Source organism: Flavobacterium sp., from assembly GCF_040379285.1.
GTDB lineage: Bacteria > Bacteroidota > Bacteroidia > Flavobacteriales > Flavobacteriaceae > Flavobacterium.
On sequence record NZ_JBEILJ010000028.1, the window covers coordinates 1 to 12,726 of the forward strand.

General features: G+C 41.1%; 14 protein-coding genes. 7 read left to right on the top strand and 7 right to left on the bottom strand.

The window, feature by feature from the left end:
• The 5 genes from ABWO12_RS07360 to ABWO12_RS07380 form a co-directional block, all read left to right on the top strand.
• Positions 1-579: thiolase family protein (locus ABWO12_RS07360; protein WP_353088109.1), on the top strand; the 579-nt coding region annotated here is incomplete at its 5' end.
• A gap of 51 nt (positions 580-630) precedes the next feature.
• On the top strand, positions 631-987 hold the full coding sequence (locus tag ABWO12_RS07365; RefSeq protein ID WP_353088110.1) for a four helix bundle protein: 357 nt from the start codon (positions 631-633) through the stop codon (positions 985-987).
• A 40-nt stretch (positions 988-1,027) separates the two neighbouring features.
• Positions 1,028-2,818: an acyl-CoA dehydrogenase FadE gene (locus tag ABWO12_RS07370; protein ID WP_353088111.1), complete on the top strand. Its 1,791-nt coding sequence runs from the start codon at positions 1,028-1,030 to the stop codon at positions 2,816-2,818.
• Between the two features lie 112 nt (positions 2,819-2,930).
• Positions 2,931-3,452, top strand: coding sequence for a superoxide dismutase family protein (locus tag ABWO12_RS07375; RefSeq protein WP_353088112.1), 522 nt, complete (start codon positions 2,931-2,933; stop codon positions 3,450-3,452).
• Positions 3,453-3,516: 64 nt separating this feature from the next.
• A complete protein-coding gene (locus ABWO12_RS07380) occupies positions 3,517-4,713 on the top strand; it encodes an LETM1-related biofilm-associated protein (protein WP_353088113.1) in 1,197 nt (398 codons plus the stop codon).
• On the opposite strand, the gene can is transcribed toward ABWO12_RS07380, so the two are convergent.
• The 3 genes from can to ABWO12_RS07395 form a co-directional block, all read right to left on the bottom strand.
• Positions 4,710-5,348, bottom strand: a complete 639-nt coding sequence (gene can, locus ABWO12_RS07385; RefSeq protein ID WP_353088114.1) for a carbonate dehydratase — start codon at positions 5,346-5,348, stop codon at positions 4,710-4,712. The two genes, ABWO12_RS07380 and can, sit on opposite strands and share 4 nt — an antisense overlap.
• Before the next feature lie 28 nt (positions 5,349-5,376).
• Entirely contained in the window at positions 5,377-7,020 is a 1,644-nt protein-coding gene (locus tag ABWO12_RS07390) for a SulP family inorganic anion transporter (protein WP_353088115.1), read from the bottom strand.
• Between the two features lie 246 nt (positions 7,021-7,266).
• Entirely contained in the window at positions 7,267-7,620 is a 354-nt protein-coding gene (locus tag ABWO12_RS07395) for a Dps family protein (RefSeq protein WP_353088116.1), read from the bottom strand.
• Between the two features lie 251 nt (positions 7,621-7,871).
• On the opposite strand from ABWO12_RS07395, the gene ABWO12_RS07400 reads away from it, so the two are divergent.
• A complete protein-coding gene (locus ABWO12_RS07400; RefSeq protein WP_353088117.1) occupies positions 7,872-8,813 on the top strand; it encodes a LysR family transcriptional regulator in 942 nt (313 codons plus the stop codon).
• 436 nt (positions 8,814-9,249) lie between these two features.
• Here ABWO12_RS07400 and ABWO12_RS07405 read toward each other — a convergent pair whose 3' ends face one another.
• The 4 genes from ABWO12_RS07405 to ABWO12_RS07420 form a co-directional block, all read right to left on the bottom strand.
• The gene (locus ABWO12_RS07405) at positions 9,250-9,447 is read right to left on the bottom strand and encodes a hypothetical protein (RefSeq protein WP_353088118.1); all 198 of its coding nucleotides are present in this window, start codon (positions 9,445-9,447) and stop codon (positions 9,250-9,252) included.
• Between the two features lie 112 nt (positions 9,448-9,559).
• The gene (mnmC2, locus tag ABWO12_RS07410; RefSeq protein WP_353088119.1) at positions 9,560-10,222 is read right to left on the bottom strand and encodes a tRNA (5-methylaminomethyl-2-thiouridine)(34)-methyltransferase MnmC2; all 663 of its coding nucleotides are present in this window, start codon (positions 10,220-10,222) and stop codon (positions 9,560-9,562) included.
• Positions 10,222-10,698, bottom strand: a complete 477-nt coding sequence (locus ABWO12_RS07415; RefSeq protein WP_353088120.1) for a hypothetical protein — start codon at positions 10,696-10,698, stop codon at positions 10,222-10,224. Before ABWO12_RS07415 ends, mnmC2 begins: the two co-directional genes overlap by 1 nt.
• 1 nt (position 10,699) lies before the next feature.
• Entirely contained in the window at positions 10,700-11,215 is a 516-nt protein-coding gene (locus ABWO12_RS07420) for a DUF4920 domain-containing protein (RefSeq protein ID WP_073362504.1), read from the bottom strand.
• 224 nt (positions 11,216-11,439) lie between these two features.
• Here ABWO12_RS07420 and ABWO12_RS07425 point away from each other — a divergent pair, with 224 nt between their 5' ends.
• Positions 11,440-12,507: a branched-chain amino acid aminotransferase gene (locus ABWO12_RS07425; protein ID WP_353088141.1), complete on the top strand. Its 1,068-nt coding sequence runs from the start codon at positions 11,440-11,442 to the stop codon at positions 12,505-12,507.
• The last annotated feature ends 219 nt before the right edge of the window (positions 12,508-12,726 follow it).

Here is a 12,726-nt window from a genome sequence, read left to right on the forward strand (position 1 = left end):
AACGAAGCAGGTAAAAAAGAAACTAAAAACTATACCGTAAGTCAAGACGAAGGACCTAGAGCCGATACCAATCTAGAAGCGTTGGCCAAATTACGCCCTGTATTTGCCGCTGACGGTAGTGTAACCGCAGGAAATGCTTCACAAATGAGTGATGGCGCTGCTTTTGTGATGATTATGAGCGAAGCCTTAGTGAAAGAACTCAACTTGGAACCTATCGCTCGCATGGTGAGTTATGCCGCAGCAGGGGTCGAACCCCGAATTATGGGTATTGGTCCGGTGAAAGCGATTCCGAAAGCCCTACAACAAGCGGGATTGCAATTGAAAGATATTGACTTGATTGAATTAAACGAAGCCTTTGCTTCCCAGTCGTTAGCCGTAATCCGTGAATTGGATATCAATCCAGAAATCGTGAATGTCAACGGTGGTGCGATTGCTTTGGGTCACCCACTGGGTTGTACGGGCGCCAAACTTTCGGTTCAACTCTTTGACGAAATGAAACAACGCGGCAGCAAATACGGTATTGTTTCGATGTGTGTAGGAACGGGACAAGGTGCAGCGGGAATCTATGAGATGTTGTAAATTTTGAATTATAAATTTTGAATATAAGCCATAAATAAATGAAACCAAGCCATGAAAGAAAATTTAATCGCCACAAAGACCTTTTCCTTTGCTTTGTTAATGATTGATTTGTTTTTAGAATTAAAAAAAGAAAATGAATTTATTCTGTCTAAACAAATTATTCGTTCAGGAACGAGCATTGGAGCCAATGTTGAAGAAGCTATTGCTGCACAATCAAAAAGAGATTTTATAAGTAAAATCAGTATTGCAGCAAAAGAAGCCAGAGAAACTAAGTACTGGCTACGTTTAATTCATGAATCCAAAATTTCTGAAATAAACGTGAGTCAACCACTAGAAGAAATAGAACACATAATAAATATTCTGACGAAGATTGTCAAAACAAGTCAGCAATCAGAATCCAAAACTTAAAATTTATAATATAGAATTTAAAATAAAAAAATATCCTATCATGGCAGATATTACTAGAGGTGGTCAATTCCTCGTTAAAGAAACCCCGTGTGAAAACATCTTCACTCCAGAAGATTTTTCAGAAGAACAAGTGATGATGCGCGATGCTGTAAAAGAATTCGTTGACAAAGAAATTTGGGCGAATAAAGTGCGCTTCGAACAAAAAGATTATGCCTTCACCGAAGAAGTAATGCGTAAAGCAGGTGAAATGGGCTTTTTAAGTGTGGCGGTGCCTACCGAATATGGAGGTATGGGCTTGGGATTTGTCGATACCTGTTTGGTTTGTGATTACATTTCAGGCGCTACCGGTTCGTTTTCAACCGCATTTGGCGCGCATACCGGAATCGGTACGATGCCAATTACCTTGTATGGTACCGACGAACAAAAGAAAAAATACGTTCCGAAGTTGGCTTCTGGCGAATGGTTTGGTGCCTATTGCTTAACCGAACCCGGTGCTGGATCGGATGCGAATTCTGGAAAAACCAAAGCGGAATTAACGGCAGATGGCAAACATTATAAAATTACAGGACAAAAAATGTGGATTTCCAATGCTGGTTTTTGTTCACTTTTCATCGTTTTTGCCCGCATTGAAGACGATAAAAACATTACCGGATTTATTGTAGAAAATGACCCGAATAACGGAATTTCATTAGGAGAAGAAGAACACAAATTGGGTATCCGCTCCTCCTCTACCCGTCAGGTATTTTTCAACGAAACCTTAGTGCCCGTTGAAAATATGTTAGCCGGTCGTGGCGAAGGATTCAAAATTGCTATGAATGCCTTGAATGTGGGTCGAATCAAATTGGCCGCCGCCTGTTTGGATGCGCAACGTCGTTTGGCCAACAATGCGGTAGGTTATGCCAATGAGCGTTTCCAATTCAATGTGCCGATTGCTTCTTTTGGGGCGATTCGTCAAAAATTAGCCAATATGGCAACTTCTGCATTTGCCGGTGAAAGTGCAACCTACCGTGCGGCATTTGATATTCAAAACCGCATTGCGATTCGCGAAAGCGAAGGTGCTACGCATCAAGAAGCCGAATTGAAAGGGGTAGAAGAATTTGCCATTGAGTGTTCAATCCTTAAAGTAGCCGTTTCCGAAGATGCCCAAAACTGTGCTGACGAAGGCATCCAAGTCTACGGCGGGATGGGCTTTTCTGAAGATACGCCGATGGAAAGTGCTTGGCGTGATGCCCGTATTGCCCGTATTTACGAAGGAACCAACGAAATCAACCGCATGCTTTCAGTGGGTATGTTGATCAAAAAAGCCATGAAAGGTCATGTGGATTTGATTACGCCTGCCATGAAAGTGCAAGAAGAATTAATGGGCATTCCATCATTTGACACGCCTGATTATTCAGAATTGTTTAGCGAAGAAAAAGAATTGATCGGCAAATTGAAAAAGGCCTTTTTAATGGTGGCTGGAGCTGCCGTTCAAAAATACGGCCCCGATTTGGAAAAACACCAGCAATTGTTGATGGCAGCTTCGGACATGTTAATCGAAATTTATATGGCCGAAAGTACCGTATTGCGTGTGGAGAAAATGGCGAAGAAAAATGGTGCAGACGCGTATAAAGAACAAATTGCCATGGCGCAATTGTATTTATACAATGCTGTAGATACGGTGTATACCAAAGGAAAAGAAGGCATCATTTCTTTTGCGGAAGGCGATGAACAACGCATGATGTTAATGGGATTGCGTCGTTTTACCAAATACACCAACATGCCCAATGTGGTGGCTTTACGCGAAACCATTGCTGAAAAATTGATTGCCGCCAACGGCTATTGTTTTTAATTTATTAGTTACGTTTAATTGTTTGAAAACCGTCTTTCTTTGGAGAGGCGGTTTTTTTTGGAGTAAGAAACCCAAGCGCATGCAAGGAATTAATATCTTTGAAATAAAAAAGATGAAAATCTCGATACTTCGCCTATTGGTATTAACGGGCTTGCTTATTTCTTGTAAGTCTTCAACCGAACCCGACAAAACAGTAACGATGGCCTTGCAACCCAAAAGCAATAGCGCTGTCACTGGCGCCGCCCTTTTTACTGAAAAAAAAGGAACTGTTCAGTTGAAAGTTACCCTGAGCGGACTCCAACCCGGGGTGCATGCCATTCATATTCATGAAAAAGCCGATTGTTCGGCCGCAGATGCGACTTCGGCGGGAGGACATTGGAATCCGACCTTTTCCAAACACGGAAAATGGGGCGAAGGCGAATACCATAAAGGAGATATTGGCAATTTTACCGCCGATGCCAAAGGGAATGCTACGGTTGAATTTGCTACCGATCAATGGTGCATTGGCTGTGGAGACCCAAATAAAGACATCCTCAACAAAGGATTGATCGTCCATGAAAAAGCCGACGATTTTGTATCGCAACCTACAGGTAATGCAGGCGGGCGCGTGGCTTGTACTGGAATTATTAAATAAGTCTCGCCTATAGACGGTTATGTAATTTGCCTATTCCCAATGATCTACCAAACGCTATGGCCCCATGATTAACCCCTCAGTACACGGTTGGATTGAAAAGTATTTCGCTGAAGTGGCTTTGCCTCATTTGCGGAATAACCTCACCGCGGAAAATTGGTACGAGGAACTGCGCGAAACGGGCTTCATTTACGGACATACCCTTCAATTACCAGGTATTCCCCCCGAGACCAATAGCCTCTGGTCGGTAGAAGAACGTTCCAAAATTGCGCTACTGTATGCTTTGTTTGCCGTGTATCAATTTACCACAAAACAACAAGATCAATTGGATTTTACCCAAAGGGCCAGCGCATTTTACCAAGAAATGTCCCCTGCTGGAATTGGCCAATTATGGAAAAATCTCCTACCTGCTTCGCCTTCGCAAAAGCTCGAAAGTTTTATCGATGGTCGGGTACAAACGAACAAAGATATTTTTCGTAAAAACTTTTCTCATATCGTAACCAATGCGCTACTATTTGTCGATGTAATTGCGTTTCGACACTACCTCATCAAAGGAACTATCCCCGAAAAGTATCTGAAGCGCATCGAGGAAACCTTGATGGGACTTGTTTCGTTGGCGTTACGTGTCAAAGGAGAAAAAACAGTGCATGACGATTTGTTGATCAAGCTATTTGATGCCTCAGTGCGCTATACCAAATTTTCAAAAATCAACATCACCGGAATTCAACAACTACCTTTTGAAGAATTTAAAGACCCGCTTGAATCCTATTATTTTCTCGATATGGCTGCTTTAGCTTTATGGAATGATGGAAAGATTGAAAATGAGGAAAAGTATTTTGTGTATGCGTTGGGACAGTATTTACAAGTGGACAATTCTTTTACCGAAACGGCCCTAGCTTTTACCCACCGATTTATCAGTACGCATCGCTCGGAAATGCACTATTTTAACTATTCGCATCCGGTGAAGCATTTTTATGATCAAACAGCACAAAGTGTCATTTTTTTGATCAAACGCAATAAAAAAAGATTAACCAAAGAAATTCGGGAAAGCAAGGAACTCATGCAGTTATTGGCCCAATCTACGCAACGCGATTTGGATGCCGAAGAAAAAAAGAAAATCAAAAAACAACTCTTGGATGTTTGTAAAACCATCCCTTCGTTGACCATTTTCTTGTTGCCAGGCGGAAGTTTGTTGCTTCCTTTGTTGATCAAATTTATTCCGCAGCTTCTCCCTTCGGCTTTTAATGAAAATTTGGAGGATTAAAACTTCAAGCGATAGACTTCATCCAAATCGACGTTGGACGTCAAATTGACATCCAAATCGGTTACATAGCCTGAGTTGAGTCCATACACCCATCCATGAAGGGTCAAATCCTGTCCGTTACGCCAAGCGGCTTGCACAATAGACGTTTTGGCCAAATCAAAAACTTGCTCTTGCACGTTGATTTCCACAAAACGATTAAAACGTTCTTCCTCATCCACGATGGCGTTTAGGTATTCTTCATGCATGCGGTAGACGTCTTTGATATGGCGAATCCAATTATCGATAATTCCAATGGATTGGTTGCCCATAGAAGCTTTTACTCCTCCACATCCATAATGTCCACAGACCAAGATATGCTTCACTTTCAACACATTGACCGCATAATCCAAAACACTCAACATGTTCATATCGGTATGCACCACCATGTTCGCAATGTTGCGATGAACAAATACTTCACCTGGTTTGGCCCCGATAATTTCATTGGCAGGCACCCGACTATCCGAACAACCGATCCAAAGTAAAGGCGGTTGTTGCCCTTTGGATAAATCCTTGAAGTAATCGGGGTCCAGGGCTAATTGGGATTCGACCCACTTTTTGTTGTTATCTAAAATCTTTGTATAAAAATCTTGGCTCATGGTAAAAGTTGGTTAGGTCGGTTGGTTGTTACGATTCTTTTTTCTTAATGACGGGTTCCATACGACGCCGCAATACATTATAGCGCTGTTCGATAGTCACAAAATTCTGGTCCTCAAAATTTTCAATATCGTAATGCTCTTTAAATCCAATCAATTTTAATTTAATGTCGCGACTCGGTGCAATCACATCCCGAAACTCTTTAATCAAATCCTGCACATCGTGGGCAATATAGACCGTTTGCGAAGCATCGATAATTACATGAGCTCCTTCGGGGAGTTGGCGTAACGTCGTTTTAATTGATGTTTTGTTGAGAAAAGAAACTTCCTGTGCCAAATCAATATGAATGACATCGCCCGGTTGATAGTCGGTGGCGCGAAAAACATAGGCCCGTTTCATATTTCCCCAAATGATAAAAAGAACATTGATAAGCAATCCCAGCGCAACTCCTTTTAACAAATCGGTAAAAACAACGCCGATAAAAGTCGCTACAAAAGGAATGTATTGAAATTTTCCGCGGTGGTAAAAATGTAAAAACATTTTAGGATTGGCCAATTTGTAACCGACCAACAACAATACAGCCGCTAGCGTCGCTTTGGGAATCCAGTTCAAGAGGTGTGGAATGGTTACCGCACAAAGCAGTAACAACAATCCATGAATGATGGCTGCCATTTTGGTTTTGGCCCCAGCCGCCTGATTGGCCGAAGTTCGCACGACTACTGAAGTCATCGGTAACCCGCCCAATAACCCACTCACGATATTTCCGAGACCTTGCGCTTTCAACTCCAAATTGGTGTTAGTAAAACGTTTTTCGGTATCCATTCGATCGGCAGCTTCAATACACAACAAGGTTTCGATCGAAGCGACAATGGTTATTGTAAAAGCAATCATCCATAATTTAGGATGGCTCAATTGGGTAAAATCGGGAAAAATAAAGGTGCTTTTCCAAGCGGCAAGAGAATCAGGAACAGGGAGTTGAACCAAGTGATCGTGGTGTAATGCCCAAGGATGATGTAAACTGTTCCAATAGCTGTTGAGTACAATACCAACAATGACTGCCATAAGGGCGGGAGGCACGAAAGGTATTTTTTGCAACCCTTTAATTTTGGGCCAACCCAGCAAGATACCCAAGGATAGTAAAGCAATCAACAGCGCTCCGGGTTCGATATGCTGATGCAACGCCCAAAGTTCGCTCAAGGTATTTTGTCCGTCGTTTTGCAAAAAAGCTTCATCTCCTTCAAAATCAGGATCGTACCCAAAGGCGTGGGGTAATTGTTTTAGAAAAATTATGACCCCAATACCTGCCAACATGCCCTCAATGACATTGTTGGGGAAATAGTTGGAAAGCGTTCCTGCTTTTAAAAATCCTAAGAGTACCTGAAAAATACCAGCCAAAACGACAGCCGTAAAAAATAAGGGCAAAGAACCCAAATCGTGAATGGCGGCAAAAACGATGGCGGTGAGTCCCGCAGCAGGGCCCGAAACACTTAAAGGTGAATTGCTGATTGCTGCGACCACGATGCCGCCCACAACACCTGAAATTATTCCAGAAAACAAAGGCGCTCCACTGGCTAAGGCAATGCCTAAACACAAAGGTAAGGCAACCAAGAATACGACTAAACCTGCAGCAAAATCAGATTTTAAATGGGCAAATAATGAAGTTGTTTTAGACATACGTACGATTAACAAGAGAAATTATTGATGAAAATAGAATCGTTGTTAACCGTTTCATGAAAAACGAAAGGGCTTGAGAGCTACAGCCTTTTTTCATACGCATGCTGTGAATGCATAGCACAAACACTGTGGCAAATCCCAACAGCACTAACTGAAAAAGTCCATAAGCAAAATCAAAGCGAATCACTAAACAAAAATAGCCATTCCATAAGAATACGAAAGACTATTTTGAAAATAAAACAAGTCTTAAATTTCACGCTCCAGCCAAGCGCTCAACATCCAAATGGTCTTTTCCTTTTCGACGATAAAATCGATCATCATAATGGTTTTACACACGTTATTGATGGCATCGGCCAATTGTATAATCTTCCGTTCCCTACTTAACAATTGCGGCAAACACTCCAAAAGTAAAGCAATGGCCGCTTCATCACTCGAAACATTGCGCCCAATAGGCAGTTGACTTTGTGACGTATAGTCCTCGAATGTATGCAAAGGCGTACTTCCCAAAGCTAGTACACGCTCGGCAATCGAATCAATTTTCAACTGACTATCATTGTAGAGTTCTTCAAATTTTAAAAGCGTTTCCCACGGATGTTCCAATGTAAGCCGCGTAAATTTTGATAATACACTTGAAAATTAGCAAGTAAGCGATTCTATTCAGAAGCAATGACTTCGGTTTTTTTATTGGGGTAATCCCAGGCTATTGTGTTTCATAGAAGGTTGTTTTTGTATGGTTGGTATTCGTTTAAAAAACGACACCGTGTATTATTTGTCAAAAGTATCCCAATTTACACGTGAATAAGTATAAGTTAAATTGATAGTTTTTATATTTGCATCAAATTTTATTATAAATGACCATCACACAATTGCACTATGTGCTCGCTGTAGCAGAACACCGAAACTTTACCTTGGCGGCTGAGAAATGTTTTGTCACCCAACCCACGTTGAGTATGCAGATTCAAAAGATAGAAGAAGAATTGGGCGTACTGATTTTTGACCGCAGTAAAAAACCGATTCAACTCACCGATATTGGGCAGAAAATTGTGCATCAAGCCAAAAATATTGTCAATGAAGCCGATCGGATTCAGGATATTGTAGACCAGCAAAAAGGCTTTGTAGGCGGTGAATTTCGTTTGGGAATCATTCCGACCATCATGCCCACATTGTTGCCTATGTTTTTGACTAATTTTATCAAAAAATACCCCAAAGTACAGCTGATTATTGAGGAGTTGAATACGGAAGATATCATTTTCAAACTCAATAATGGTCACTTGGATGCGGCTATTGCAGCGACCCCTTTACACGAAGAAAAAATCAAAGAAATCGTATTGTATTTTGAACCTTTTGTGGCCTACATTCCTGAGCACCACAACCATTTTGCCAAAAAAGAGATTCAAATTGAGGACTTAGATGTGGATGAGTTGCTCTTGTTGCAGGATGGGCATTGTTTTAGGGATAGCGTTTTAAATTTATGCAAACGAAATGCTGACGACAAACGTTCGCATTTTCAATTGGAAAGTGGCAGCTTTGAAACGTTAATCAAACTGGCGGACGAAGGTTTGGGTACAACCTTACTTCCCTATTTGCATACTTTGGATTTGAAGGAAAGTGATCAAGCTAAATTGAGGCACTTTGTCGAACCCAAACCGGCGCGTGAGGTGAGTCTTATTTACCCTAAAAACGAATTAAAAATTCACCTCATCGACGCACTTCGCACTACAATTTCGGGGGTCGTGCGGGGTGCTATTGCCTTTCAAAATGTTCAAATTGTAAGTCCGAAATCCACACAATAAAAAAGGCGTCTTAACAGACACCTTTTTGCTCTAGAGGAACCTCGGTCAGACATTGCCTGAGTTCCGGTCGGTTATCGGTATAGAATTGCAGCCACTTGTGCAACAATTCGATTTCGTAAGGCAGCAAATTACTGGCGGCCTTTTTCAACTTTCTTTTGAAACGTTCGGGGCTGAGGCTTACACGCTCCAATTCTGATTTCGTGTAATCGTAAATCAATCTGGGCATAGCATTTAGGGTTTAAAAGGTTAAGTTACTAATAGACTGGTGAAGTAAAGTTAACGTATTGTTTTGAACTAGCCAAATATTTTTACAAAAAAACATCGTTGAAATGCTATTTTTGACGCTAAAATGTTATTTTTTTAATTATATATATTATTTTTCTTACAAATATAAATTATCTCATAAAAAAGGGAGCCGTTTAAACTCCCTTTAGCTTTATCCGTTAATACTCCGTATACATTGGCGTAATTCGGGTTTTCCTTCCGTAAATCGAAGGACCCATTCGATGAGTTCTTCCAGTTCGTAAGGCAATAAAACCCGAACCGCTTTTTCTAATTCTTTACAAAAAAGGTTCGAATCAAAGCTGACACGCTCGAGCACCGATTTTGTAAATTCATAAATAGCTCTTGGCATAGTCTGACAATTTATGGGTTAGACTTCAGATAGCGTTGGGGTAAGAACGTATACAAATCATAGATTCGCATTTCAAATGTATTAAATTTTTGTGAGGATTGCCAATTTTAACTTAGTTTTTAAAAGCCCTTAACATTTCGCGTTTGCCTGGTGCGCCGGGAAGTTTTTCCACAGTAAATTCTGCTTCCAACATCGCTTTTCGGATACTGGTTCGGCAGGCGTACGTTACGAGTACTCCACCCTTTCGCATGGCGTCATATAATTTTTGAAACATCGCATTATCCCACAACTCGGGTTGTACACGAAATCCAAACGCATCAAAATAAACCAAATCATACCGATCGTTTTCGTTCAGGTCTTGAAAAAATTGTTGTCGTTTGGTGAGTGTAAAATGAGTGCTGAGTGCAGTTGGTTCGTTCCACGGAAGTTGATGCATCCCCTCGAAAATGGATTGATGGTGTCCAACATTTAAAGCCGAAGGATAATTCATTTGGGCCGCTTCTTCTTGCGCTAAGGGATAAGCTTCGAGTCCAACATAATCAATCAACTGTCCACGCTTTTCATGTTCTAGCCACGTAATAAATGCATTGAGTCCTGTACCAAAGCCCATTTCTAAAACAGCAACAGACCTTCCCTCAAACAGAGAAAGTCCGCTGTGAATAAATACGTGATACGCTTCTTGTATCGCGCCGTGTTTGGAATGGTAGCTCTCCTCCCATTCGGGAATATGAAGGGTTGTTGAACCGTCGGCGGTATGGAATATTTGACGTTTCACTACGGAATGTACAACTTTTTGATACGCACTAAAGGCCCCCCACATTTTTGCTCATGGCATTGTACACAAGCATCGATTCCTGCATTAAAATGTGCTTTGACATTCTTGGGATCGGCATACAACTGCTTCTGTGCTTCGATGTAGGCTTTGGCACGCGCTTTAAAGAAAGTATCATTTTCCGATGGATCGGTCATTGCTGCCGTGTGGATTTTTAGGTGATGTTCTGGAAAACTCCCCACCGATTCCCCTTTAATAATTCGTTGGCGTAAGCGTTTGTTATCGACATACATCTGCTCCATCAAAGCCGCCATTTCGGTCATTTGATACATTTCAAACCCATCCTCATCCTTTTCGGTTTTCGGTTTTTCACAGGCTTTTTTTGGAGTCGTATCCTTTTTTTCAGCTTTGGAAGTTTCTTTTTGTTGACAAGATATTAAGGCAACACCAACGAGGAAGCTGAGTACAATTCGTTTCATATTATTTTTTCAAATAAACGCCTGTTGCGGTAAACGCATAGGTAATTTCAGGTTTGGTAATTTTTGCGATTTCCTCTTTAGATTTTCCACCGTCTTTGGCGTAATGCTTTAATTCATCAACAGAAACCACATCGACAAAGGCTTTTCCGCGTACAATTGCCTCGGCATTGTCAGCATTTAGAGGAACAAAAAATCCGTAATCTTGAAAACGCACAAAAGATTCTTCAGATCCGCCAAGATCCAAACGCATCCAACAGCCTTTCTTTTTACAAACAGAATTGATTTTGGACTTGAAAACGACCGTTAGTGTATCGCCTTTCTTTAAGCCTTTGTATTTTTTCAACATTTGCTTTTCGGTCAATACCTTTTTGATTTCAAATTTTTCACCAAACAATTTGTAATCGTTGGCATTATAAGCTGCAGTTGCTTTTTTGGCTTGCTTTTTTTGCTCTTGGGCTTCAATAGATACGCCTACAATAAGTAAGGCTACGACGAATAAAAATCCTATTTTTTTCATTTTTGAGTATTTAAAGGACTACAAAGTTATAATCTTCTTAGTAACGGGCGGTATTTCAACGCTTTTTTTCATCAAAACCACTAAAATCAAATGGCGAATGAAAATGCTTGATGTTTTCAGGCAAAAGCCATCCAACCTATATTTTTTTTTAGTAGTTTAGCCAAAAACCAAAACAACACACCAACTTCTTTTATCCCAGCATTGATTCGGGCTTTATGATTATAATGGATGCAGCAAATACCCCTGAAATTACCTTTTTAAAGGCGTCAACTTCCAAAATTGATACCGTAGATTTTGAAAATCTTACGTTTGGCAATGTTTTTACCGACCACATGTTGGTTTGTGACTTCAAAGACGGACAATGGCAGTCCCCGATTATCAAACCTTACGAGCCTTTTTTAATTGATCCTTCGGCTAAAGTTTTTCACTACGGACAAGCAATTTTTGAGGGTATGAAAGCCTATCGCGATGCAGACGATGAAGTCTGGTTATTCCGTCCGGATCAAAACATGGATCGCTTCAACAAATCGGCTACGCGCTTAGCCATGCCTGAAGTTCCCGAATCCATTTTCATTGGAGGACTTCAACAACTTGTTGCTATAGAAAAAGCTTGGGTGAAAGGTGGGAAAGGAAATTCCCTATACATACGTCCGTTTATGATTGCCATTGGTTCGGGAGTGATTGCCCAACCTTCGACACAATACCGATTCATGATTATTCTCTCACCCGCAAAATCGTACTATTCGGGCGAAGTGAAAGTGATTATTGCCGAGCATTACAGTCGAGCAGCCAATGGTGGAATCGGTGCTGCCAAAGCCGCTGGAAACTATTCGGCACAATTTTACCCCACAAAATTAGCTAACGAACAAGGGTTCCAACAAATCATTTGGACCGATGATGCAACCCATACCAAATTGGAAGAGGCGGGAACGATGAATGTATTTTTCCGAATTAATGATACCTTAATCACTGCCCCCACTAGTGAGCGAATTTTGGATGGTGTTACCCGTAAATCCTTGATTGATTTGGCACAAAAGGAGGGAATTGCTGTAGAAGTACGTTCGTTAACTGTGGCCGAACTCGTTCAAGCCGCACAAGAGGGCCGTTTAAAAGAAATGTTTGGCGCTGGAACGGCCGCAGTGGTGAGTCCGATTAAAGGCTTTCAATACCAAGAGCACTACTACGAACTCACCCCGCAAGAGCAACCGATGGCTTTATTTCTCAAAGAAAAACTCATGAATATTCAATACAAACTGGAAGACGATCCTTTTGGTTGGACGGTTCACGTATAATCCTAAGCAGCTTCGGCTGCTTTTTTTATGAAGCATTGTGGCATTTCTATCAATTGAGTAACTACTTCCAATTGTGGATTGTTGCGCAGTTGATACACACTGAAAACTGCGACTTAAAACTGATCACTATTTTGCTCAGTGGCATAGCCGCTCAGCCTCTAAGAAGCTTCTACATACTTTTCGCGCAAAAAATGCGTTTTATCCAAAAAACCAACGGTT